Origin of the sequence: Paenirhizobium cremeum (assembly GCF_047553425.1) — a bacterium.
Taxonomy (GTDB): domain Bacteria; phylum Pseudomonadota; class Alphaproteobacteria; order Rhizobiales; family Rhizobiaceae; genus Allorhizobium; species Allorhizobium cremeum.
Genome location: NZ_CP180217.1, coordinates 745,426 through 769,664, shown reverse-complemented (window position 1 = coordinate 769,664; position 24,239 = coordinate 745,426). Strand labels below are relative to the sequence as shown.

Genomic DNA, 24,239 nt, shown 5'->3' with positions numbered 1-24,239 from the left:
AAAATAAACTGCCGGCATCGCGACGGGAAACCGGGAAGGACCCTGCATGCCGAAAATCGGGATGGAACCGGTGCGCCGCAAGGCGCTGGTCGATGCTGCGCTGCGCGCCATCGGCCATCACGGCTCGCTTTCCGTCACCATGTCGGAGATCGCCCGGCAGGCGGGCGTGTCGCCGGCGCTGGCGCATCACTATTTCGGCTCCAAGGAACAATTGCTGATCGAAACCGTGCGGGCGCTGCTGCGACAGTTGCGGGCGGATGCCGTCACCCTGCTCCGCCAGGCACGGACACCGCGCGAGCGGCTTTCGTCCGTCATCCGGGTGAGCTTCCACGCCGACCAGTTCGCCGACGAGACGGTGGCGGCCTGGCTTGCCTTCTACGTCGAGGCACAGCGTTCGGAAGAGGTCCGCCGGCTCCTGGAAATCTATGCGCGCCGGCTCAACTCCAATCTGCTTTCGGCGCTGAGACCGCTTGCGCCAGCCGATGACGCAGGCCGCATCGCGGAGGGCGCAGCCGCGATGATCGACGGGCTCTACATCCGGCAAAGTCTGAGGTCGGCACCTTCAAGCATCGAGGCGTCGGTGGCGCTGGTCGAGGACTATATCGAGGGGCAACTCAGAGTATCGGGAGGCGGAAAAGCATGAAAATGCATCGCCGGGTCGATCTGTGCGAGGGGTGTCACCAGACGGCACGCAACAAGAATACCGGGGAACGAAGCCAGTGACGCAAAAGCCGAACATTCTCATCATCATGGTCGACCAGCTCAACGGAAAGTTCTTTCCCGACGGGCCGGCGGACTTCCTGCATGCGCCGCATCTCAAGGCGCTGGCCGCCCGTTCCGCGCGGTTCCGCAACAACTATACGTCCTCGCCGCTCTGCGCCCCTGCCCGCGCCTCCTTCATGGCGGGACAGCTGCCGTCACGCACGCGGGTCTATGACAACGCCGCGGAATATGTCTCGTCGATCCCGACCTTTGCCCATCACCTGCGCCGCGCCGGCTATTACACGGCACTATCGGGCAAGATGCACTTCGTCGGGCCTGACCAGTTGCACGGTTTCGAGGACCGGTTGACCACCGACATCTATCCGGCCGATTTCGGCTGGACCCCGGATTACCGCAAGCCCGGCGAGCGCATCGACTGGTGGTATCACAACATGGGATCGGTGACGGGCGCCGGTGTGGCCGAGATCACCAACCAGATGGAATATGACGACGAGGTCGCCTTCCTCGCGAACCAGAAGATCTACCAGCTTTCCCGCGAAAACGACGACAGCGACCGCCGCCCCTGGTGTCTCACCGTTTCCTTCACCCATCCGCACGACCCCTATGTCGCCCGCCGCAAATACTGGGACCTCTATGAGGACTGCGAATATCTGATGCCGGAAATCGGCATGCTGGCAAAACAGGACCCGCATTCCGAGCGCATCCTGAAATCCTGCGACTATGCGAGCTTCGACATCACCGACGAGAACGTGCGCCGCTCGCGGCGGGCCTATTTCGCCAATATCAGCTATCTCGACGACAAGGTGGGCGAGCTGATCGACACTTTGGCCCGCACGCGCCAGCTCGACGACACGCTGATCTTCTTCTGCTCCGACCATGGCGACATGCTGGGCGAGCGGGGGCTGTGGTTCAAGATGAACTTCTTCGAGGGGTCCGCCCGCGTGCCGCTGATGATCGCCGGCCCCGGCGTGGCGCCCGGCCTGCATGTCGCACCGACCTCGAACCTCGACGTGACGCCGACGCTGTGCGATCTCGCCGGTATTTCCATCGACGCGATCATGCCGTGGACCGATGGCATCAGCCTCAAGGGCATGATCGACGGCATTGAGCGCACCGCCCCCGTGCTGATGGAATATGCGGCGGAGGCCTCCTACGCGCCGCTCGTCGGCATTCGCGAGGGCAAGTGGAAATACGTCCATTGCGAACTCGACCCGGAACAACTCTTCGATCTGGAGGCCGATCCGCTGGAGCTTCATAACCTCGCCGCCGATCCGGCCTATGCCGAAGTTCTCGCCGGCTTCCGGGCCAGGCGCGAGGCGCGCTGGAACATGGCCGAATTCGACGCCGCCGTGCGCGAGAGCCAGGCGCGGCGCTGGGTGGTCTACGAGGCGCTCAGAAACGGCGCCTACTTCCCCTGGGATTACCAGCCTTTGCAGAAGGCGTCCGAGCGCTACATGCGCAATCACATGAACCTCGACAATCTCGAGGAATCCAAACGCTATCCGCGCGGAGAATGACAATGAAAGCCCAGCCCCCCGCCTCCCATTTCATCGACGGCGAATATGTCGAAGACACCGACGGCGCCGTCATCGAGAGCATCTATCCGGCAACCGGCGAAGTGATCGCCAAGCTGCATGCGGCAACGCCCGCCATCGTCGAGAAGGCGATTGCGTCTGCCAAGCGTGCGCAGAAGGACTGGGCGGCGATGAGCCCGATGGCGCGCGGCCGCGTGCTCAAGCGCGCCGCCGAGATCATCCGTGAACGCAACCGCGAGCTTTCCGAGCTCGAAACGCTCGACACCGGCAAGCCGATCCAGGAAACCATCGTCGCAGACCCGACCTCGGGCGCGGACGCCTTCGAATTCTTCGGCGGGGTCGCACCGGCCGCGATGAACGGCTCGCACATTCCGCTCGGCGGTGACTGGGCCTATACCAAGCGCGTGCCGCTCGGCGTCTGCGTCGGCATCGGCGCATGGAACTATCCGCAGCAGATCGCCTGCTGGAAGGGGGCGCCCGCCCTCGTCGCCGGCAATGCCATGGTGTTCAAGCCTTCGGAAACGACGCCGCTCGGCGCGCTGAAGATCGCCGAAATCCTGATCGAGGCCGGCCTGCCGAAGGGCGTCTACAACGTCATCCAGGGCGACCGGGAGACCGGCCCGCTGCTCGTCAATCACCCCGATGTCGCCAAGGTGTCGCTGACCGGTTCGGTTCCGACCGGCCGCAAGGTGGCGGCGGCCGCTGCCGGCGGACTGAAGCATGTGACGATGGAACTCGGCGGCAAGTCGCCGCTGATCGTGTTTGACGACGCCGATGTCGAAAGCGCGATTTCCGGCGCCATGCTCGGCAACTTCTATTCGACCGGACAGGTCTGCTCGAACGGCACGCGCGTCTTCGTGCAGAAGGCTATCAAGGAAAAATTCCTCGCCCGCCTGAAGGAACGCACCGAGGCGATCCTGATCGGCGATCCGCAGAAGGAAGAGACCCAGATGGGACCGATGGTTTCCTGGGCGCAGCGCGAGAAGGTTCTCGGCTATATCGAGAAGGGCAAGGCCGAGGGCGCGACGCTCATCACCGGCGGTGGCATTCCGAACAACGTCTCCGGCGAGGGCTATTTCGTCCAGCCGACCGTATTCGCCGACGTGACCGACGACATGACCATCGCACGCGAGGAAATCTTCGGGCCGGTGATGTGCGTGCTCGATTTCACCGATGAAGCGGAAGTGCTGGAACGCGCCAATTCCAGCGAGTTCGGCCTCGCCGGCGGCGTGTTCACCGCCGACCTTTCCCGCGCCCACCGGGTGGTCGACCAACTCGAGGCCGGGACGCTGTGGATCAACACCTACAACCTCTGCCCGGTCGAAATCCCGTTCGGCGGCTCCAAGCAGTCCGGCTTCGGCCGCGAAAACTCGCTCGCGGCCATCGAGCACTATTCCGAACTCAAGACCGTCTATGTCGGCATGGGCAAGTGCGAGGCGCCGTATTGAGAAGGTTTCGGCTGATCTCCCCCCTTGAGGGGGAGATGTCGGCCTAGCCGACAGAGGGGGGTGTCCGGCCTCTCGCTCGTGGTTAGCCCCTCCGCCCTGCCGGGCATCTCCTCCTCAAGGGGGAGATCGGCAAGCGGCAAAGATCCCGCGACCCCATAACGGTTTTGCGAGAGCAAACGGGAGGGGGAAAGGATAGGCAAGTTTTTGGATTTGCCCCTCACCCTGGCCCCTCCCGCTTGCGGAGAGAAAGTGGCGGCAGCCGGATGAGGGGCAGCAAGGTCAGTTTTTGGGGAACGACATGCTAAACGCAGATTTCATCATCATCGGTTCCGGCTCGGCGGGTTCGGCCATGGCCTACCGGCTGTCCGAAGACGGCAAGCATACGGTCATGGTGCTCGAATATGGCGGGTCGGATGCCGGGCCGTTCATCCAGATGCCGGCGGCGCTCGCATGGCCGATGAGTATGAAGCGCTATAACTGGGGCTATCTCTCCGAGCCCGAGCCGAACCTCAACAACCGGCGCATCACCGCGCCGCGCGGCAAGGTGATCGGCGGTTCGTCCTCGATCAACGGCATGGTCTATGTGCGCGGGTCCGCGGAAGACTATACCCGCTGGGAAGAGGCCGGCGCAAAGGGTTGGGGTTATGCCGACGTGCTGCCCTACTTCAAACGCATGGAGAACTCGCACGGCGGGCAGGACGGCTGGCGCGGCACCGACGGTCCCTTGCACGTCCAGCGCGGGCCGGTGAAAAACCCGCTGTTCAAGGCCTTCGTCGAGGCCGGCAAGCAGGCGGGTTTTGAGACCACGGAGGACTATAACGGCGAGAAGCAGGAAGGCTTCGGCCTGATGGAGCAGACCATCTGGAAGTCGCGCCGCTGGTCCGCCGCCAATGCCTATCTGAAACCGGCGCTGAAGCGTCCGAATGTCCAACTGGTGCGCTGCTTCGCCCGCAGGATCGTGATCGAGAACGGCCGTGCGGTCGGCGTGGAAATCGAGCGTAATGGCAAGATCGAAGTAGTGAAGGCGAACCGCGAGGTGATCGTCGCGGCATCGTCGTTCAACTCGCCGAAGCTGCTGCTGCTCTCCGGCATCGGGCCGGCCGCACATCTGAAGGACATGGGCATCGAGGTGAAGCTCGACCGTGCCGGCGTCGGCGCCAATCTGATGGACCACATGGAGTTCTATTTCCAGCAGGTCGCGACCAAGCCGGTATCGCTCTATTCCTGGCTGCCGTGGTTCTGGCAGGGGGTCGCCGGTGCGCAATGGCTGTTTTCCGGCACCGGGCTCGGCGCCTCCAACCAGTTCGAATCTTGCGCCTTCGTACGCTCGGCGCCGGGCGTCAAGCAGCCAGACATCCAGTATCACTTCCTGCCTGTCGCGATTTCCTATGACGGCAAGGCGGCGGCCGACAGCCATGGTTTCCAGGTACATGTCGGCTACAACCACTCGAAGTCGCGCGGCAGCGTGACGCTGCGGTCGTCCGATCCGATGGCCGATCCGGTGATCCGCTTCAACTACATGAGCACCGAGGAGGACTGGGTGAAGTTCCGCCACTGCGTGCGGCTTACCCGCGAGATCTTCGGCCAGAAAGCCTTCGATCCCTATCGCGGCTCGGAAATCCAGCCGGGCGAACATGTGCAGACAGACGAGCAGATCGACGAATTCCTGCGCGAGCATCTGGAAAGCGCCTATCACCCCTGCGGTACCTGCAAGATGGGTTCGAAGGACGATCCCATGGCGGTGGTCGATTCCGAATGCCGTGTCATCGGCGTCGAAGGCCTTCGCGTCGCGGATTCGTCCATCTTCCCGGATATCACCTACGGCAACCTCAACGGCCCGTCGATCATGACCGGCGAAAAGGCCTCCGACCACATCCTCGGCAAGCAGCCCCTGCCCCGCTCCAACCAGGAACCGTGGATCAACCCGCGCTGGGAGACCAGCGACAGATGAAATGACAAAAGCCGTCATCGACGGGTGACGGCACTTGTCTTCTGCCAAGTTGGGGGTTTAAGGCTTAGGGCCTGTGCCCGGCCGGAGAGTAGGTTCATTGCTTCAGCGCCCCGGCGCCGCAATTTCCGCTCCGCCGAGATGCAAAGCCCATGCCGAACAATTACAAAAAATCGAAACTGCTGCGGCGATCCCGCGTGATGTGGGGTTCCTGGCGGGTATGGAAGCCGCGCGCCGTGTTCTGGGCGGGGGCGTTCGCGATCGGCATCATCTCGGTTGCCTTCGCCAAGCTCGCCGATGGCGCGCAACATCTGTTCCACGGCGTGCTCAATGCGGGACAATGGTCGTTCCTGCTGCCGCTTGTCCTGACGCCGCTCGGTTTTGCTCTCTGTTCCTGGCTGGCGGTCACGGTTTTTCCGGCGTCGCAGGGCTCCGGCATTCCACAGGCTATCGCCGCGCGGCATCTGCGCGGCGATGAGGAACGCAGACGACTGCTTTCGCTCAGGCTCGTGCTCGGCAAGATCCTGCTGACGGTGAGCGGGCTCTTCTTTGGCGCATCGATCGGGCGCGAAGGTCCGACTGTTCAGGTCGGTGCCTCCATCATGCTTCTCTCCGCCCGCATCGGCGGAATGGCGCAGGCTCAAGGCCTCATCCTCGCCGGTTCGGCAGCCGGCATCGCCGCCGCCTTCAACACGCCGCTTGCCGGCATCGTCTTCGCCATCGAGGAAATGGGCCGCACCTACCAGTCGCGGGCAAACAGCCTCGTGCTGACCGCCGTGATCCTTTCCGGCATCTCGGCTCTCGGGCTTGTCGGCAGCTACACCTATTTCGGCGCAACCTCGCTTTCGGTCGGAACGGCGCGCGAATGGTTCGCCGTCATTGCCTGCGGCGTCATCGGCGGCGCGTTCGGCGCGATGTTTTCGGCAGGCGCGCTTCGACTGTCGCAACGGATCAAGCGATGGGTGCAGACGGCCCCGCTGAAGCGCAGCGTGGCCGTTGCCGCCGGTTGCGGGCTACTCGTCGCCGTCATCGGCGTTGCGGCCGGCGGGAGCACCTTCGGCACAGGATATGAGCAGGCACGCGGCGCCATCGAGGGCGATGCCCTACCTTACGGCTATTTCGCGGCCAAGCTCGCTGCAACCTTCCTGTCGATGGTTTCGGGCATTCCGGGCGGCATCTTCGCGCCGTCGCTCTCGGTCGGCGCAGGGCTTGGCAGTAGCATCGGCCAGTTGCTCGGGGTCAGCATCGGGCTTGCCGCCGTGCTCGGCATGGCCGGTTACTTCGCCGGCGTGGTGCAGGCGCCGATGACGGCATTCGTCATCATCCTCGAAATGACGGACAGCCACGAAGGCATCATCAGCCTGATGGCCGCGGCCATGCTCGGCTACGTGACCTCGCGCATGATCTCGCGCGAACCGCTCTATCATGGCCTCTCCCGCGCCTGGATCGCCGAAGGCGTGCGCCTCAAGCGCGCACTGGCCAAGGCGGATAATGAAGCGACCTGAGCCGCGGGTGAGCTCTCATCAGCGCCGGCCTTACAGCGGAAAGGCTGATAAAACGCGTTCTGGCCCGGATAGAAGCGTTGGACGGTCGTCGCCATAGCATTGAAAAGCCTTGGTGTTTGGTCCAGATACCGAAAGGTCAATGTTAGAGAGAAAACGAATGAACACGACGAAGCGTATCCTTATTTCCCTTCTGATCGGTCTTGCCGTTGCAGGCGGCGCCATGGTGAAGGACAAGATGACGAACGCCGAATGGGTGGTCTCGCCGGAGCAGATCGCCGAAGCCAAGGCACAGGGGAAGGTCGGTTTCGAGAGTTCACCCGGCACCGTTACCGTCCTGCCTATCCGCAGCGAGAAAGCCGACATCCTGCCGCTGACATGGGCGATCTTCGGAATTGCCGCTGCGGCAGCGTCCTTCGTCGTGCTCCGCCGCAAATCGGCGTGACATCTGGATCAGTCTGGGTGACTTGATGCGAAACTTCGATTGAAACGGGAACTGGTGCAGCAGAGGTCTTGATGACCTTTGCCTGCCCGGTCTCCATGTTCTGGTAAAGGGCCGGTCCGAGACCGGCCTTTCTTATTTGGTACGCTGAGAGAGGTACGCCTTACTTCCGGAACAGCTTCCACCGCGTCGGGCGGAAGCGGATTTCGGCGCCGACGGCGACCGGGGCGTCGAGCGGCACTTCGACCTCCAGGTGATATGGCTCGTGGCCCTCATTGGCGATGTCGATTTCCGCGATGCGCGTGCCTGCGAGACGGCGGCAGGCCGTTACCTTGCCGTAGAGCGACGTCTTGTCATCGCTGATTGCCACGTCCTGCGGGCGGAAGAACAGCTCCCCTGCGCCGTCAGTCCCCTGTTCGGAGATGTTGATCGGCTCGCCCTGGAATAGCACGGTATTGTCGCGGACGGTGACCGGAATATGGGAGGATTCGCCGATGAAAGAGAAGACGAAGGGCGAGTTCGGCGTGTCGTAGACGTCGTCGGCAGAGCCCACCTGTTCCACCTTGCCCTGGCTCATGACGACGACGCGGTCGGCAAGTTCGAGGGCCTCTTCCTGGTCATGGGTGACGAAGAAGGTGGTGTGGCCGGTGCGGTCATGGAATTCCTTCAGCCAGCGGCGCAGTTCCTTGCGCACCTTGGCGTCGAGCGCGCCGAAAGGCTCATCGAGCAGCAGCACCGTCGGTTCGATCGCCATGGCGCGGGCAAGCGCCACGCGCTGCCGCTGGCCGCCGGAAAGCTGGGCCGGATAGCGCTTCTCAAGGCCGGTCAGGTGCACCATGTCGAGCAAGTCCGCCACGCGCTTGCGGATTTCGCCCGCCGGCGGTCGTGTCGCCTTCGGGCGCACCTTGAGACCGAAGGCGATGTTGTCGGCGACGGTCATGTGGCGGAAGAGCGCATAGTGCTGGAAGACGAAGCCGATATGGCGCTCCTGCACGGTCTTTTCCGAGGCGTCCTCCTCGCCGAAGAAGATCTGGCCGGCGGTCGGCTGTTCGAGACCGGCGATCAGGCGCAGAAGCGTCGTCTTGCCCGAGCCCGATGGACCGAGCAGCGCGATGAGTTCGCCGGAGCGGATCGACAGGGAAATGTCGTGCAAAGCCGGGAACTGGCCAAACTCCTTGCGGATATTCTTGATGGTTACATCCATGGGGAGAGACCTTTCAGTGTTTGCGGCTTGCCGCGATTTCGTCGCCGTAGTGCAGCTCGAGAATGGACTTGAGCGCCAGCGTGACGAGGGCAAGGAGAGCCAGAAGCGTCGAGACCGCGAAGGCCGCGACGAAGTTATATTCGTTGTAGAGAACCTCGATGTGCAGCGGCATGGTTTCCGTCAGGCCGCGGACATGGCCGGAGACGACGGAGACGGCGCCGAACTCGCCCATGGCGCGGGCGTTGCAGAGAAGCACGCCATAGAGCAGGCCCCATTTGATGTTGGGCAGCGTCACATACCAGAAGGTCTGCCAGCCGGTGGCGCCGAGCGAAATCGCCGCCTCCTCGTCGCCCGAACCCTGTTCCTGCATCAGCGGGATCAGTTCGCGGGCGATGAAGGGGAAGGTCACAAAGACGGTCGCAAGCACGATGCCCGGCACGGCGAAGATGATCTCGATGCCGTAGCTTTTGAGCCAGGGACCGAGAAGCCCCTGCGCGCCGAAGAGCAGCACGTAGACCAGACCGGAAATGACTGGCGAAATCGAGAACGGCAGGTCGATCAGGGTAATCAGGAAGGTCTTGCCGCGGAATTCGAATTTGGCGATCGCCCAGGCGGCGGCGATGCCGAAGACGAGATTGAGCGGCACGGCAATCGCGGCGACGGTGAGCGTCAGGCGGATGGCCGAGACGGCGTCCGGCTCGGCCAGCGAGACGAAAAACTCCTCGGCGCCCTTGCGAAAGGCCTCGACGAAGACAGCGACCAGCGGCAGCACGACGACGAGCAGCATGAAGGCGACGGCGATTGCGGTCAGCACCCAGCGCCAGACCGGCGTTTCGGTTGCGGCTTCATGGAAGCTGGGACGGGAGGCGCGGGCCTTATCGGACATTGCTGTACCTCCTGCGGCTCCACATCTGCAGAAGATTAATCAGCAGCAGCATTGCGAACGAAATCACCAGCATGATCGAGGCGATGGAGGTTGCGCCGGCATAATGGAACTCCTCCAGCCGGATGACGATCAGCAGCGGCGCGATCTCCGAGACATAGGGAATGTTGCCGGCGATGAAGATGACCGAACCGTATTCCCCGACGGCGCGAGCAAAGGCGAGCGCGAAGCCGGTCAGGATCGCGGGGACGAGCGCCGGCAGCACGACGTGCAGCAGCGTCTGGAAGCGGTTGGCGCCGAGGGTGGCGGCGGCTTCCTCGACCTCGCGGTCAAGCTCCTCCATCACCGGCTGCACGGTGCGCACGATGAAGGGAAGGCCGACGAAGATCAGGGCGACCACGATGCCGGCGGGCGTAAACGCGATCTTGATGCCGAGCGGCGCGAACAACTGGCCGATCCAGCCTTTCGGCGCGTAGAGCGCGGCAAGCGAAATACCGGCGACCGCGGTCGGCAGCGCGAAGGGCAGATCGATCACCGCATCGAGCAGGCGGCGGCCGGGGAAGCTGTATCGCACCAGCACCCAGGCGGTCACGACGCCGAACACCACGTTGATGCCGGCGGCAATCAGCGCCGAACCGAAGCTGACCTCCAGCGACCGGAGCGTCCGTTCATCGAGAGCTATGGAAATGAATTCCTGCCAGCCCAGTTCGGCGGAGCGCCAGATCAGGGCAGCAAGCGGGATCAGGATGATCACCGTGAGGTAGAAGATGGTATAACCGAGCGTCAGGCCGAAGCCCGGCAGAATGCTCGGCTGTCGCCAGTTTTTCATGAATGTTCCCGTCATCGCGTCATCGCGCTTTTCATCATGCCTGCAAATCTTCATGCGACAAGCCCCGACCGTTCAAGATCGGGGCCTGCCGTTCGGGAGGATCGTCGATTTATTTGGCGGGCTTGTAGATCTGGTCGAAGATGCCGCCGTCGCCGAAGTGGGTCGGCTGCGCCTTGGCCCAACCGCCAAAGATCGGATCGTCGATGGTGACGAGTTCCAGCTTCGGCAGCTTCAACTGGTCGGCGGGAACGAGTTCCGGCTTTGACGGGCGGTAGAAGTGCTTGGCGGCGATCGTCTGGCCTTCGGCCGAGTAGAGATATTCGAGATAGGCGTCGGCGACCTTGCGGGTGCCCTTGGCGTCGGCATTGCCGTCGACGACGGTGACCGGCGGCTCAGCCAGGATCGAGAGCTTCGGCACGACGATGTCGAAGCTGTCCTCGCCGAATTCGGCGCCGGCGAGATAGGCCTCGTTTTCCCAGGCGATCAGCACGTCGCCGATTTCGCGCTGGGCAAAGGTGACCGTCGAACCGCGGGCGCCGGTATCGAGGACCGGAGCGCGCTTGTAGAGCTCGGCGATATATTCCTTGATCTTGGTCTCGTCGCCGTTGAACTCCTTGTTCGCCCAGGCCCAGGCGGCCAGATAGTTCCAGCGGGCGCCGCCCGAGGTCTTCGGGTTCGGCGTGACGATCTGCACGTCGCCCTTCACGAGATCGCCCCAGTCGTGGATGCCCTTCGGGTTGCCCTTGCGGACCAGGAAGACGATGGTGGAGGTGTAAGGAGAGGAATTGTTGGGCAGGCGTTTGCGCCAGTCCGCCGGGATCTTGTTCGTCGCCTTGGCGATGGCGTCGATGTCGCCTTCGAGAGCGAGCGTCACCACGTCGGCATCAAGGCCGTCGATGACGGAACGGGCCTGCTTGCCGGAACCGCCATGGGATTGCTGGATGGTAACGGTCTCGCCGGTTTCCGCTTCCCAGTGCTTGGCGAAGGCGGCGTTGTATTCCTTGTAGAACTCGCGCGTCGGGTCATACGACACATTGAGGAGCGTCGTGTCCGCGTAAGCCATGGTGGCGGCGCTTGCGCTCAGGGAGAGACCGACCAGAAGGCCGCTTACCTGTTTCAGAAAGCTGTTCTTCAGAAAGCTGTTCATGGCACTCGTTCCTTTCCTCGTTATCCCTATCGTTAACTCTACCGGTCAGGTCGTGTTAGTCAACGCGGCCGGAAAAATAGCAAAACAGTACCTCCATGCTGTGTCGGCCGGAAAATGATGGCCCAAGATGCGCATCTTCGGCGGAGAAAATCGTTCGCCAAAGCGGCCTTCCGCAGAAAAACCGCTTTCGCAAAATTGCACACAAACACGCTTCGACGACAGTTTTTTGCGTTGCAGCGTTATTTCAGCGATCAATTCGTCGGTTCGGGAACGGTCGGCGATCCGGCATCTTCACCGAGCGCATCGGCGAATGTGGTGGAGAACAGCACGGCCCGGGTTTCGTCCGCGACACGGGCAAAGACGTGCCGGATTTCACAGTCGCTCTCGCCGTCGCAATCCTCGCATCGGCGATAGGCAGTGAGCGAAAGACAGGGCAAGGGCGCAATCGGTCCGTCGATCAGGCGCAGCACTTCGCCATAGGAAATCTCGGACGCAGGACGCAGCAAAAGGTAACCGCCCTGCTTTCCGCGACGGCTTTCTACAAAGCCTGCCCGCTTGAGATCGAGAAGGATCTGCTCGAGAAACTTCTTCGGGATCTTCTGGCGGTCGGCAATATCGGAAATCTGCACGGGGTCGCCGGCCTCCGCACGGGCCAGCAAGGCCAGCGCCCGAAGCGCATATTTCGCCTTTTGGGAAATCATCTGGTATCACCACTCGACGCGGACACGTCTCCACATCCCGCCGGGATAAAGGAGTTCGCACGTTTTTTCAAATTCCTGCCCCCGTTCCGAACGGGTTTGCCTATCCCAACATTAAGTCTATTGATTTTGTAGAGATACTGCTTTATGACTTGGTTCCGCCGGCCCCCGACGTCCGGCACGAAAAACCGCCGCGCGACAAAACCGGGACGAATTCCCGTCTTTATTCGCGTGAAGAGAGATATTTGCTCTTCATCTTCGTCTGCTTGAAAGGCAATTCCTGTTCGCGCCCCGCGAAATACGGAATAATCCGAGCCATCAGCAGGAAGAGAATTATGAGCATTCAAAATTCCCCCGAAGCCATCGCATCCCTGGATACCGCTCTTGCCAAGGCCGACCTCACGGAACGGCTGCGTCTTGTTGCAGCGCTCGGCGGGCGCGCCGTCTTCACCACCAGCCTCGGCATCGAGGATCAGGTCATCACCGCGGCCATAGGGCTTGCCGGCCTGCCGATCGAGGTGGCGACGCTGGAGACCGGCCGGCTGTTCAAGGAAACGGTCGATTTGATCGCCGAGACCGAGGAACGCTTCGGCATCACCATCGCAAAGTTTCGGCCCGAACAGGACGACATCGACGCCTATGCGGCAAAATACGGCCTGAACGGCTTCTATGAAAGCGTCGAAGCCCGCCATGCCTGCTGTCATGTGCGCAAGCTGGTGCCGCTCGGCAAGGCGCTGGCCGGCGCCGCCGTCTGGGTCACTGGCCTGCGCCGCGCGCAATCGGGCAACCGCGCCACAACGCCGTTTGCCGAATACGATGCGGAGCGCAACCTCATCAAGGTGAACCCGCTGGCCGACTGGTCGATCGAAGAGATCGACGCTTATGTCGAGGCCCAGGCGGTTCCGACCAATCCGCTGCACAAGCGCGGTTACCCCTCCATCGGCTGCGAGCCCTGCACGCGGGCGATCAAGCCGGGCGAACCGGAACGCGCGGGGCGCTGGTGGTGGGAGAACGACGAAAAGCGCGAATGCGGTCTGCACGTGCCCGAAGCGGCGGCAACGCCGATAGCCTCCACCATCGCCTGAGCAAACAAGCCACAAGGCAACCGAGAACGGATCCGGCCTCCCGGATCAACAGGACAGTACAATGCACCATTCCGAGTTCGATCCGCATTCCAAGGACACGCCGGCCAAGCCGCCGCTCGATCCGCATCTGAAGGCGCTGGAAAACGAGGCCATCCACATCTTCCGGGAGGTGGCCGCCGAGTTCGACAAGCCGGTCATGCTCTATTCCATCGGCAAGGACAGCTCCGTGCTGCTGCATCTGGCGCGCAAGGCCTTCTATCCGGGCCGGGTGCCGTTCCCGCTGCTGCATGTCGACACAGGCTGGAAGTTCAGGGAAATGATCGCGTTTCGCGACGAGATGGTGGAGCGCTACGATCTCGACCTGATCGTGCACACCAATCCACGCGGTGCAGCCGAGAACATTACGCCCTTCACCCACGGTTCGGCGCTCTATACCGACATCATGAAGACCGAGGCGCTGCGCCAGGCGCTCGACGCCGGCCAGTTCGATGCCGCCTTCGGCGGCGCTCGCCGCGACGAGGAGGCAAGCCGCGCCAAGGAGCGCATCTACTCCTTCCGCACGCCCGACCACCGCTGGGACCCGCGCAACCAGCGCCCGGAACTGTGGAACATCTATAACGGCATGATCCGCAAGGGCGAGAGCGTTCGCGCCTTCCCGCTGTCCAACTGGACCGAGGTCGATATCTGGCGCTACATCCAGGCGGAAGACATTCCGCTGGTGCCGCTCTACTACGCCGCAAAGCGCCCCTTCGTCGAACGCGACGGCATGATGATCCTCGCCGAGGACCCGCGGCTCGAACTCCTGCCCGGCGAAGTGAAGCAGGAAGGCATGATCCGCTTCCGCACACTCGGCTGCTTCCCGCTTACCGGCGCCATCCGCTCGCACGCAACGACGCTGGAAGACGTGATCGCCGAGCTTGAAATCGCAACCGTGTCCGAGCGCCAGGGCCGGGCCATCGACCGCGACCAGTCGGGTTCGATGGAGAAGAAGAAACGCGAAGGATATTTCTGAGATGACCGCAAGCGTAACCGTACTCGCCACAGCGCTTCCCGAGGCACAGCCGGCTCCCGTCACCCGCGATTCGCGGCCGCTGAGGCTCATCACCTGCGGCTCGGTGGACGACGGCAAGTCGACGCTGATCGGCCGTCTCCTGTGGGACACCAAGGCGGTCAAGGAAGACCAGGCCGCGACGCTGCGCCGGGAATCCTCCGGCAAACAGAACGATCTCGGCCTGCCCGATTTCGCGCTGCTGCTCGATGGCCTGCAGGCCGAACGCGAACAGGGCATCACCATCGATGTCGCCTATCGCTATTTCTCCTCGGAGAAGCGCTCGTTCATCGTCGCCGACACGCCCGGCCATGAGCAGTATACCCGCAACATGGCAACCGGCGCCTCGACCGCCGATCTCGCCGTGCTGCTCGTCGATGCGCGCGCCGGCCTTCTGGAGCAGACCCGCCGCCACGCCACCATCGCCTCGCTGATGGGGATCAAGCAGTTCGTTCTGGCGGTCAACAAGATCGACCTGACCAATTACGACCGCGCCGGCTTCGAGGCGATCTCGAACGAATTCCGCACGCTCGCCCTTTCGCTCGGCGTGCGCCAGGTCACCGCCATCCCGATGTCGGCGCTGAAGGGCGAAAACGTCGTCTATTCCGGCGATGCCGTCATGCCCTGGTATGACGGTCCGACGCTGGTCGAAGCGCTGGAACTCGCCACGCTGCGTTCGGCCCAGACCACCGGGTTCCGCCTTCCCGTGCAGCGGGTCAGCCGTCCGGGCGAAAGCTTCCGCGGCTATCAGGGCACGGTTGCCGGCGGCGCGGTGAAGCCGGGCGATGGCGTCGCCATCCTGCCGTCGGGCCAGATCGCCAACGTCAAGCAGATCGTCACCTTCGACCTCGTGCGCAACGCCGCCGTCGCGGGCGACGCCATCACGCTGGTGCTCGACCGTCAGGTCGACGTTTCGCGCGGCGACATGATCGTCTCGCTCGACAGCCAGCCGCAGACGGGCCTTGCCTTCGACGCGCAGATCGTGGCGCTGCAGCCGGACGGCATCCAGCCGGGCAAGCGCTACTGGCTGAAGAGCGGTTCGCGCCGCCAGCGCGTTGTGGTGCAGCCCGTCTCCCAGCTCGACCTGAAATCTGGCAAGTGGAACCACGCCGACACACTGCCGATGAACGCCATCGGCAAGGTGCATCTCGCCTTCGACGAAACCGCGATCTTCGATCCTTACGAGCAGAACCGGGCGACCGGCGCCTTCATCCTGATCGATCCGGACACCAACAATACGGTGGCCGGCGGCATGGTGACGGCGAAGCGTTCCGACCTCGGCGCGCTGAATGCCAATGATGGCCGGGTCATCCTGTCGCTGCCGGCCGATCTTGCCGAGCAGCTGATGGCGACCGAACTGCTCGCCAGCCGCCGCGACGAAGTGGAAACGCGCCGCATCACCAATGCGGCCGCCCGCGACCTGTTCGACGGGCTGGACGGGTAATCACTTCCGGTTTTCGATATCTGCGACGGGTAGCGAAAGCTAGCCGCCGTCAGACTGCTGACAAACACCCTTTCAGATTGTTTTTTGTGACGACAGTGCCACGCCCACTGTCGTCATTCCGGCCAGCGCGATCAAGTCCTTGATCGCAGAAGAGTCTTTTGCGCGATCGACATCGCACCGCTGGATGCCGGAACAGGTCCGGCATGACGGAAAAGGATGCATCGTCTTTCAATAAAGACCTTTGTCAGCAATCCGGCGGCGGGTCGCGAAAGCCGCCCACCGTTTTCGGTTCAGGGGATGGTGCCTTCCCCCTCACCTTACACCACCATGTCGAACACGAGCACGCCCGACAGGCCGCCATCGGTGGCGCGGACGATCCGTTCGCCGGCTGCGATGTGGTCGGGATGGCGGAGATAATAGTCGCGCACCGTCTCGTCCTCGAAGGTGACGACGAAGCCGTCGAGATAGCCGCCGTTCAGCCCTTCCGGCGAGACATTCGGCCCGTATTTCACGTCGACCATGCCGGGCACGACCTCCTTCAGCGCAACGATGGCATCGTAGATCGCCTGCTTTTCGGCGGCTTGCGTGGCGGCCTTGAAACGCAGGAACACGCTGTGCTGAATCATGGATGTCTCCCTTCCTTGTCGTTGGCCGAAGGATAGGGAGAATGGTCCGGTTGGCAAGGCGGGAATGCGACGCGAGGGTTCGTTCGCGGCAACGACCAGTGCGGGTGCGCGGCGGGGACGCCGAAGATCGGTGTTTTCGCCCGATCACGGACGGACGTTCACTTGCCCTGCAACAGCGCCTTGCCGAGATTGGGTTTCTTGAAGGGTTCCATGCCCTTTCGGGCGAGTTCGTCGGCGCGTTCGTTTTCCGGGTGGCCGGCATGGCCCTTGACCCAGTGCAGCGTCACCTTGTGCTTGTTGCGGGCTTCCTCAAGCTGCTGCCAGAGTTCGGCATTCTTCACCGGCTTCTTGTCGGCGGTCTTCCAGCCGTTCTTCTTCCAGCCGAAGATCCACTTGGAGATGCCGTCTTTCACATAGGCGCTGTCGGTGTAGAGATCGACCTCGCAAGGGCTCTTCAGGGCGTTCAGCGCGGAGATCGCGGCCATCAGTTCCATGCGGTTGTTGGTGGTCTCGGCCTCGCCGCCGAAGAGTTCCTTCTCGGTCTCGCCATAGCGCAGGATCGCGCCCCAGCCGCCGGGGCCGGGATTTCCAGAGCATGCGCCATCGGTGAAGATATCAACGTGCTTCATGCGCGAAGTCCATATTCGGCGGCAGATGCGACCTGCCGGTGGAAGCGCAGCTTCTTCAGGTATTCGAGCGGGTCCTTCTTCACCACCAGCGCGCCTTCCGGCGTGGTCAGCCAGTCATAGAGGCGCGTCAGGAAGAAGCGCAGCGCCGAGCCGCGCGACAGGATCGGCAGCGCCGCCGCCTCGGCTTGCGAGAGCGGCCGCACTGACTGGTAGCCCTCGATCATCGCCATGCCCTTGGTGATGTTGTAGGCGCCGTCCTTCTCGAAGCACCAGGCGTTGATGCAGATCGACAGGTCGTAGACGAGGAAGTCGTTGCAGGCGAAATAGAAGTCGATGAGGCCGGACAGATCGTCGTTCAGGAAGAAGACGTTGTCCGGAAAGAGATCGGCATGGATGACGCCGTCCGGCAGATTCTTCGGCCAGTTCTGCGAAAGGAAGGCGATCTCGCCGCCGATCTCGTCCTCCAGCCCTTTTTCCACCTCGTCGGCGCGGTCCTTCGACCTGGCCCAGAGCGTCTTCCAGCCTTCGAGCGACAGGGCGTTGGGGCGCTTCAGCGCAAAGCCTTCGCCTGCGACATGCATCTGGGCGAGCGCCTTGCCGACCTCGCGGCAGTGCTTCGCTTCCGGTTTTCTCAGCCACATGCCCTCGAGGAAGGAAATGAGCGCCGCCGGGCGGCCGGAAAGCTCCCCGAGAAGAGCGCCGTCCTTGCGCGGCAGGGGCAGCGGGCAGGAAAGCCCGCGATCCGCCAGATGCTGCATCAGGCCGAGGAAGAAAGGCAGATCGTTCTTCTCCACCCGCTTTTCATAGAGCGTCAGGATCAGCGGTCCCGTGGAGGTGTGCAGCAGGAAATTGGAATTCTCCACGCCCTCGGCGATGCCCTTGTAGGACAGGAGTTCGCCCGCTTCGTATTCGGCGAGAAACGCCTTGAGGTCGGTTTCGGTGATATCGGTATAGACTGCCACTTCTTATGTCCCGCGATCCGTTCCGTGCTGCCGGCAATGATAGCGCAAGGCATACACAGGGGGATGGACGAGTGCCAGTCCCGGAACGACACGAGGCACAGGTTTCGGAGGCGGAAAAGAACGTCCGACCACGTCAAAAGGCAAGCGAGAGCGATACGTCCTTATCTTCCGTCTCCTTCGCCCACCCCTGATCCCGGTCGCGGACATAGCTGCGCGGCGAGCAACCCATGATCCGCTTGAACGCAGTGCTGAAGGCGGCTTCCGATTCATAACCCAGCGCCGGCGCGATGAGCGATACGGTGTCATCCGTGTTTTCCAGCCGGTCGCAGGCGAGCAGCATGCGCCATCGGGCCAGATAGTCTATCGGGGCGATGCCGACCACCTGCCTGAACCTTTCGGCAAAACTCGACCGCGACATGCCGGCGCGGGCGGCGAGCGCATCCAGCGTCCAGCGATGGCCGGGTTCTTCATGGATGGCGTTCATCGCCCTGCTCAACTGTCTGTCGGCCAGCGCGAAAAGCCAGCCCGTGCCGACGGATTTCGCTCCGTCTGCCAGATAGAGCCGCAGCGCCTGCACCAGAAGCAGGTGGGCGAGATGCTGCAGCACGAGAAAGCTGCCGGGCCGTGGCTCGCGCATTTCCTGCATCATCCGCTCGACCGACCAGCGCAGCCCGGCCTCGCCCCGTTCGTCGCGGATGAGCACGATGGGCGGCAGGGCCTTCAGGAGAATGCCGGCATGCTGGCTTTCGAGCCCGAAACGGCTGCTGACAGCGGAAAAATCTCCGCCGTCGTTGATGCGGGTGACACGCCCCGGCTGCGCGGGCGAAAAGATCGAGGTGGCGGGAACGGGCGCCACATCGCCGCGGCTTGCCATGAGGAAGGGCCGGCCACTCGGCAGGAGCACGAAATCACCGGGGCCGAGCCACGCCCCTTCCGTCACGCCCTCCACCGACAGCAAGCACTCGCCGGCTGTGACCGCCACGCATTTTATGCCTTGCCGCTGATCCGGGAACTGGATCGCCCACGGCGCCGCAGCCTCGAAACCGGCGGAAAGATAGTTGTGCGGCTTCAGCAGCGACAGCACGTTTGACAGCGGGTCCATGGACACATCTCGGACGATCTGAAAGATAATGCGGATTATAGCGCATAGATCGTCTCCAGCAATGCATTATTCTTTGTTCAACGCGGCAATTGGCAGCCGCGACATCAGGAAGGACAGAGACCATGCGTATTTTCGTGACTGGAGCCACGGGCTTCGTCGGCTCCGCCGTCGTGCGGGAACTTATCGACGCCGGCTACAGGGTGACCGGGCTTGCCCGCTCCGATGCGGCCGCCGCATCGCTTCTTGCCGCAGGGGCGGAGGTGCATCGCGGCAATATCGAGGACCTGCAGAGCCTGGCAAGCGCTGCGGCGCTCGCGGACGGCGTCATCCATACCGGCTTCAACCACGACTTTTCAAAGTTCGCGGAGAACTGCGAGAACGACCGCTGGGCAATCACGGCGCTGGGTTCGGCGCTCGCCGGTTCGGAGCGGCCGCTGATCGTGACGTCGGGCACGGGCTTGCTCTCGGGGGATCGCCTTATCACCGAGGACGACATGCCCGTCTCCGGCACGATCCCGCGCGTGGCAACCGAGGAGGCGGTGAATTCCGTCGCGGCGAAAGGCGTTCGCGTGGCGGTGGTGCGGCTTCCGCCCTCCGTGCATGGCGACGGCGATCACGGCTTCGTGCCGCTTCTCATCGACATGGCGCGCAAGACCGGCGTTTCCGCCTATATTGGCGAGGGCACGAACCACTGGGCGGCGGTGCACCGGCTCGACGCGGCGAGAGCCTTCCGGCTGGCTTTCGAAAACGCCGCCATGGGCGCGCGCTATCACGCCGTCGGCGAGGAAGGCATACCCTTCCGCTCCATCGCCGAGGTGATCGGCCGCCGCCTCGATATACCGGTGGTCGGCAAGTCAGCGGAGGAAGCGGCAGAGCATTTCGGCTGGTTCCGGCATTTCGCCGCGATCGACAACCGGGTCTCCAGCGAGTGGACACGGAACGCTCTCGGATGGCAGCCGACCCAGCCGGGCCTGCTCGCCGACATCGACAGGCCGGCCTATTTCCCGGTTCACGAGGAGGTCGCCCGGCAGGGTACCGGCGGATCTTTCCGTTAAGTGGCAGCCCTTCGGGGCTGGCATGCGGAAGCCTATCCCAACCCTTCGCTAAAGCTCCGGGCGTTCGTTGCTAAAAACGATTCACTGGATCGTTTTTCCGGCTGCGCGGGATGGGAATACGCGGAAACGTAGCCCGGCCCTTCGCTAAGGCTCAGGGCGTTCGTTGCTAAAAACGATTCACTGGATCGTTTTTCCGGCTGCGCGGGATGGGAATACGCGGAAACGTAGCCCGGCCCTTCGCTAAGGCTCAGGGCGTTCGTTGCTAAAAACGATTCACTGGATCGTTTTTCCGGCTGCGCCGTCGCAACTCACCCATTCACCCAGGCCATGTCCTGGTGGGTGAGTTCGATCGACCGCAGTTCGCGATTGACGAGGAAATGCTCGTTCTCGATGGAAAATTCGGCAAGCTCGACGGTGGTGTCGTAGCGTGCCTTGAAGGCCTCGATGATCTCGTTGACGATGACCTCGGGGGCGGAGGCGCCGGCCGAAAGACCGACTGTGCGGATCGGTCCGACGGCATCCCAGTCGATTTCGGAAGCGCGCTGCACCAATAACGACTGTTTCGCGCCGGCCTTCAGCGCCACTTCGACCAGTCGCTTGGAGTTGGACGAATTCGGCGCACCGACGATCAGGAAAAGGTCGCAGCCAGGGGCCGCCTGCTTGACGGCCTCCTGTCGGTTGGTCGTGGCATAGCAGATGCTGTCGGCGGAGGGGTCGCTCAGATTGGGAAAGCGTTCGCGCAGCCTGGCGATGACGCCGACCGTATCGTCCACCGAAAGAGTGGTCTGGGTGACATAGCCGAGATTGTCTGGATCGGCCGGCTGGTAGGCATCGGCATCCTCGACGGTCTCGATCAGCGAAACCGTGCCTTCAGGCAACTGGCCCATGGTGCCGATCACCTCCGGATGGCCGGCATGGCCGATCAGGATCACATGGCGGCCGAGACGCTGGTGGCGCATGGCCTGCTTGTGCACCTTCGACACCAGCGGACAGGTGGCATCGAGATAAAAGAGGTTTCGGGCGGCCGCATCGGCGGGGACTGATTTCGGCACGCCATGGGCGGAAAAGACGACCGGCTGGGCGCGATGCTCTTCCGGGATCTCGTCCAGTTCCTCGACAAAGACGGCGCCCTTGGCCTCCAGCCCCTCGACCACGTAACGGTTGTGCACGATCTCGTGTCGCACATAGACCGGCGCACCATAGCCCTTCAGCGCCAGCACGACGATCTGGATGGCGCGGTCCACGCCGGCGCAGAAGCCGCGGGGCCCGCAAAGCCTAATCGTCAGGGGCGGTCGGGAGACATTCACGTTCATCAATGGCCTGCCAGAAGCACGAGGATCAGGGTAATCACGGCTGGAAGCGCCTGGATGTAGAGGATCTTCCGCGATGCCGTCACGCTTCCATATAGGCCAGCAACGAACACACAGCCAAGGAAAAACAGCTTGAGCTGAAACGCAAATTCCGGTGAGGGATGGGCAAGCGACCAGAACAGGCCGAGCGCCAGAAAGCCGTTATAGAGACCCTGATTGGCGGCAAGAACCTTCGTCGCCTCCGCCTGTTGCGGCTTCATCGCGAAGGCCTTCAGCCCCGCCGGCTTCGTCCAGAAAAACATCTCCAGCACGAGAATATAGACATGTTCGAGCGCCACGAGCGCGACGAGAATATTTGCAATAGTGGTCATGATTTCCCCTCCCCCTTCGGCCGGCGACAGCGGGCCGCTCAGTTCCTGCGGCGAACATAGGCGAAGGCGGCGACTAGCGCCAATGCCAAGGCTAGCCCATACCAGGTGATCGCATATTGCAGATGGCTGTTCGGCAGATCGACCTGGGTGACACCACCCCGCGGCAGGCCGCCCGGAACAGCGGTCGTATCCGCATCGAGGAAGAATGGCAGCACCTTGTCGGCCGGCAGGCCGACGCTTGCGGCCATGCGGTCGAGGTCCTTCCAGTAGAAGATGTTCTTCGCCTCGTCATTGTCCGGCACCATGAAACCGGGCTTGGCCAGGAGCCTTGCGCGCGCCAGACCCGAAACACTCTGCTCCCCCTCAAGCTCGCCTTGCGGCCGGGTTGCGGGTTCCTTCAGGTCATAGGGTACGAAGCCGCGATTGACGAAGAGATAGCGTCCATCGGCCAGAGCGAGCGGGGTATAGACGTAGAAGCCCGCCTGCCCCGCGAAGGTGGCGAGGAAATGCCGCTCCTTGTCGTTGAGATAGCGGCCAACTGCGCGGGCGGCGCGATAATCGACATCGCCGCCGTCGCGCAACACGCCCTCGACGCCTGCGACATCGAGCGGATCGGCATGACGCCGCGCCTCGATTTCGGCGATCAGCGCTTCCTTCCAATGAAGCCTCCGAACCTGCCAGGTGCCGAGCGAAAGGAGAATGGCCATGGCGACCGCCACCGCAACGGCGCTCACGGCGAAACGCCAGCCTCCTCGCCTCCGGGTGACGGCACCGGTCTCAGCCACGGTCGATCGTTCCCGGCGCGGCATTGTTCTTGTACTGCAGCGCGATCAGGAGCGCCTTGATGGTCCGGAGCAGCCAGATCGACACGAAGATCGCCAGCGGGCCGAACAGCACGAAATGCAGCCAGACCGGCGGCTGGTAGTTGATCTCGGTCCAGACCGCGAGGCCCACCACGATGAGATCGGCCAGCAGGATGACGAAAATCGCCGGCCCGTCGCCGGAATCGGCAAAGGAATAATCGAGGCCGCAATTGCTGCAGCGGGGCCTGAGCTTGGTCAGACCGTCGAACAGGCGCCCCTCACCGCAGCGCGGGCAGCATGCCTTCAGGCCGGCCTTCACGGGATCGACGGGGGCGAAATGGGCATTATCCTCGCTCATGATCTCTCTTCCATCTGCATGGCGGCTCACCCCATTTGGCGGCGCACGCTCCGGTCGGTTATACGTCCTGGCCGCCAAACCTCAAAATGCACGCCCTGTTCCGGTCCGAAGCGCGCTTCATGAAAAACGGCGCCCGCAGGCGCCGTCGTCTTTCCGTATTTCCTGAAGCGCAATCAGCCGTGGGCGATCGGCGCACCCCAGCCGCCCCAGATGTAGATCGCGAAGAACAGGAACAGCCAGACCACGTCGACGAAGTGCCAGTACCAGGCGGCCGCCTCGAAGCCGAAATGCTGCTTCGGCGTGAAATCGCCCTTGGCGGCACGCAGCAGGCAGACGGTCAGGAAGATCGTACCGACGATGACGTGGAAGCCGTGGAACCCGGTCGCCATGAAGAAGGTCGAGCCATAGATCGAATCCTTGAAGGCAAACGGAGCATGGGCATATTCATAGCCCTGCACGAAGGAGAAGAGCAGGCCAAGGGCGACCGTCAGCGCCAGGCCGTTAATCAGGCCCTTGCGATCGCCATGCAGCAGGGCGTGGTGGGCCCAGGTGACGCAGGTGCCGGAGAGCAGCAGGATGACGGTGTTGTAGATCGGCAGATGCCAGGGATCGAGAACCTCGATACCTTTGGGCGGCCACTGGCCGCCGGTATATTCCATGCGGCTCGCCTGGATCGCCTCGTTGGTGAAGAGGCTCGCATCGAAGAACGCCCAGAACCAGGCCACGAAGAACATCACCTCGGAGGCGATGAACATAATCATGCCGTAGCGCAGATGCAGCGAAACGACACGGGTATGCGCACCTTCATGCGCTTCCTTGATGGTGTCCGCCCACCAGCCGATCATGGTGTAGAGAACAAGGACGAGGCCCATGTAGAACAGCCAGGGCTGGGCGAGTTCGAGGCCGAACAGCTTGAACGAGCCGCCGTTCAGGTAGCGCATATAGCCCACGCCACCGAAGGTCATGAGAAATGCGCCAAGCGAGGCCAGAGCAGGCCAGGAGCTTGGGGCAATGATGTGGTAGTCGTGATGTTTCTGGTGCGCTTCGGCCATTTCAGCAATCCCCGAATGTCAAAATTTCCATAAGG

The 24,239-nt window shown here is 62.8% G+C and carries 24 protein-coding genes; 10 read left to right on the top strand and 14 right to left on the bottom strand.

Features of this window, described 5'->3' with window-relative positions; all coding sequences use genetic code 11:
- Positions 1–46 precede the first annotated feature (46 nt).
- The 6 genes from betI (at position 47) to ACLBKR_RS03675 (ending at position 7,601) form a co-directional block, all read left to right on the top strand.
- Positions 47–643, top strand: a complete 597-nt coding sequence (gene betI / locus ACLBKR_RS03700; protein ID WP_113439763.1) for a transcriptional regulator BetI — start codon at positions 47–49, stop codon at positions 641–643.
- A gap of 106 nt (positions 644–749) precedes the next feature.
- Positions 750–2,240 (top strand): choline-sulfatase, encoded by a 1,491-nt coding sequence (betC, locus tag ACLBKR_RS03695; RefSeq protein WP_414901721.1) that lies wholly within the window; start codon positions 750–752, stop codon positions 2,238–2,240.
- A gap of 2 nt (positions 2,241–2,242) precedes the next feature.
- Complete coding sequence (gene betB / locus ACLBKR_RS03690; protein WP_414900681.1) at positions 2,243–3,706, top strand: betaine-aldehyde dehydrogenase; 1,464 nt, start codon at positions 2,243–2,245, stop codon at positions 3,704–3,706.
- Between the two features lie 298 nt (positions 3,707–4,004).
- On the top strand, positions 4,005–5,657 hold the full coding sequence (gene betA / locus ACLBKR_RS03685) for a choline dehydrogenase (RefSeq protein WP_414900679.1): 1,653 nt from the start codon (positions 4,005–4,007) through the stop codon (positions 5,655–5,657).
- Between the two features lie 149 nt (positions 5,658–5,806).
- The gene (locus ACLBKR_RS03680; RefSeq protein ID WP_113447157.1) at positions 5,807–7,159 is read left to right on the top strand and encodes a chloride channel protein; all 1,353 of its coding nucleotides are present in this window, start codon (positions 5,807–5,809) and stop codon (positions 7,157–7,159) included.
- A 157-nt stretch (positions 7,160–7,316) separates the two neighbouring features.
- Positions 7,317–7,601: a hypothetical protein gene (locus ACLBKR_RS03675; RefSeq protein WP_113338953.1), complete on the top strand. Its 285-nt coding sequence runs from the start codon at positions 7,317–7,319 to the stop codon at positions 7,599–7,601.
- Positions 7,602–7,761: 160 nt separating this feature from the next.
- On the opposite strand, the gene ACLBKR_RS03670 is transcribed toward ACLBKR_RS03675, so the two are convergent.
- The 5 genes from ACLBKR_RS03670 to ACLBKR_RS03650 all read right to left on the bottom strand — a co-directional run bounded on the left by ACLBKR_RS03670 (position 7,762) and on the right by ACLBKR_RS03650 (position 12,362).
- A complete protein-coding gene (locus tag ACLBKR_RS03670) occupies positions 7,762–8,802 on the bottom strand; it encodes a sulfate/molybdate ABC transporter ATP-binding protein (protein ID WP_113338954.1) in 1,041 nt (346 codons plus the stop codon).
- 13 nt (positions 8,803–8,815) lie between these two features.
- On the bottom strand, positions 8,816–9,688 hold the full coding sequence (gene cysW, locus ACLBKR_RS03665) for a sulfate ABC transporter permease subunit CysW (protein ID WP_112831172.1): 873 nt from the start codon (positions 9,686–9,688) through the stop codon (positions 8,816–8,818).
- Positions 9,678–10,514, bottom strand: coding sequence for a sulfate ABC transporter permease subunit CysT (cysT, locus tag ACLBKR_RS03660; RefSeq protein WP_112831178.1), 837 nt, complete (start codon positions 10,512–10,514; stop codon positions 9,678–9,680). Before cysT ends, cysW begins: the two co-directional genes overlap by 11 nt.
- 109 nt (positions 10,515–10,623) lie before the next feature.
- On the bottom strand, positions 10,624–11,661 hold the full coding sequence (locus tag ACLBKR_RS03655) for a sulfate ABC transporter substrate-binding protein (RefSeq protein WP_113338955.1): 1,038 nt from the start codon (positions 11,659–11,661) through the stop codon (positions 10,624–10,626).
- Positions 11,662–11,912: 251 nt separating this feature from the next.
- Positions 11,913–12,362: an RrF2 family transcriptional regulator gene (locus ACLBKR_RS03650; RefSeq protein ID WP_113338956.1), complete on the bottom strand. Its 450-nt coding sequence runs from the start codon at positions 12,360–12,362 to the stop codon at positions 11,913–11,915.
- Between the two features lie 332 nt (positions 12,363–12,694).
- Here ACLBKR_RS03650 and ACLBKR_RS03645 point away from each other — a divergent pair, with 332 nt between their 5' ends.
- From ACLBKR_RS03645 to cysN, 3 genes are all read left to right on the top strand, one after another.
- Positions 12,695–13,444: a phosphoadenylyl-sulfate reductase gene (locus tag ACLBKR_RS03645; RefSeq protein ID WP_113338957.1), complete on the top strand. Its 750-nt coding sequence runs from the start codon at positions 12,695–12,697 to the stop codon at positions 13,442–13,444.
- A gap of 61 nt (positions 13,445–13,505) precedes the next feature.
- Positions 13,506–14,456 carry a sulfate adenylyltransferase subunit CysD gene (gene cysD / locus ACLBKR_RS03640; RefSeq protein WP_112831168.1) on the top strand — a complete coding sequence of 317 codons (951 nt, stop codon included), beginning with the start codon at positions 13,506–13,508 and terminating at the stop codon, positions 14,454–14,456.
- Between the two features lies 1 nt (position 14,457).
- Positions 14,458–15,936, top strand: coding sequence for a sulfate adenylyltransferase subunit CysN (gene cysN, locus ACLBKR_RS03635; protein WP_113338959.1), 1,479 nt, complete (start codon positions 14,458–14,460; stop codon positions 15,934–15,936).
- A 317-nt stretch (positions 15,937–16,253) separates the two neighbouring features.
- Here cysN and ACLBKR_RS03630 read toward each other — a convergent pair whose 3' ends face one another.
- From ACLBKR_RS03630 to ACLBKR_RS03615, 4 genes are all read right to left on the bottom strand, one after another.
- Positions 16,254–16,562, bottom strand: coding sequence for a Dabb family protein (locus ACLBKR_RS03630; protein WP_112831165.1), 309 nt, complete (start codon positions 16,560–16,562; stop codon positions 16,254–16,256).
- A gap of 158 nt (positions 16,563–16,720) precedes the next feature.
- Positions 16,721–17,191: a ribonuclease HI gene (rnhA, locus tag ACLBKR_RS03625; RefSeq protein WP_113338960.1), complete on the bottom strand. Its 471-nt coding sequence runs from the start codon at positions 17,189–17,191 to the stop codon at positions 16,721–16,723.
- Complete coding sequence (locus ACLBKR_RS03620) at positions 17,188–18,153, bottom strand: homoserine kinase (protein ID WP_112831163.1); 966 nt, start codon at positions 18,151–18,153, stop codon at positions 17,188–17,190. Before ACLBKR_RS03620 ends, rnhA begins: the two co-directional genes overlap by 4 nt.
- 133 nt (positions 18,154–18,286) lie before the next feature.
- Positions 18,287–19,255 (bottom strand): AraC family transcriptional regulator, encoded by a 969-nt coding sequence (locus tag ACLBKR_RS03615; RefSeq protein WP_113338961.1) that lies wholly within the window; start codon positions 19,253–19,255, stop codon positions 18,287–18,289.
- A gap of 122 nt (positions 19,256–19,377) precedes the next feature.
- Between ACLBKR_RS03615 and ACLBKR_RS03610 the strand changes: the two genes are divergently transcribed.
- Entirely contained in the window at positions 19,378–20,310 is a 933-nt protein-coding gene (locus ACLBKR_RS03610; RefSeq protein WP_113338962.1) for an SDR family oxidoreductase, read from the top strand.
- A gap of 308 nt (positions 20,311–20,618) precedes the next feature.
- Here the strand turns inward: ACLBKR_RS03610 and ispH are convergent, their stop codons facing one another.
- The 5 genes from ispH to ACLBKR_RS03585 all read right to left on the bottom strand — a co-directional run bounded on the left by ispH (position 20,619) and on the right by ACLBKR_RS03585 (position 24,204).
- Positions 20,619–21,623, bottom strand: coding sequence for a 4-hydroxy-3-methylbut-2-enyl diphosphate reductase (gene ispH / locus ACLBKR_RS03605; protein WP_112829640.1), 1,005 nt, complete (start codon positions 21,621–21,623; stop codon positions 20,619–20,621).
- Positions 21,623–21,991, bottom strand: a complete 369-nt coding sequence (locus tag ACLBKR_RS03600) for a DUF1304 domain-containing protein (protein WP_414900670.1) — start codon at positions 21,989–21,991, stop codon at positions 21,623–21,625. Before ACLBKR_RS03600 ends, ispH begins: the two co-directional genes overlap by 1 nt.
- A 38-nt stretch (positions 21,992–22,029) precedes the next feature.
- Complete coding sequence (locus ACLBKR_RS03595) at positions 22,030–22,698, bottom strand: SURF1 family protein (protein WP_244712171.1); 669 nt, start codon at positions 22,696–22,698, stop codon at positions 22,030–22,032.
- A 70-nt stretch (positions 22,699–22,768) separates the two neighbouring features.
- Positions 22,769–23,152 (bottom strand): DUF983 domain-containing protein, encoded by a 384-nt coding sequence (locus ACLBKR_RS03590; protein WP_112829643.1) that lies wholly within the window; start codon positions 23,150–23,152, stop codon positions 22,769–22,771.
- 173 nt (positions 23,153–23,325) lie between these two features.
- Entirely contained in the window at positions 23,326–24,204 is an 879-nt protein-coding gene (locus tag ACLBKR_RS03585) for a cytochrome c oxidase subunit 3 (protein WP_112829644.1), read from the bottom strand.
- Between the last annotated feature and the right edge of the window lie 35 nt (positions 24,205–24,239).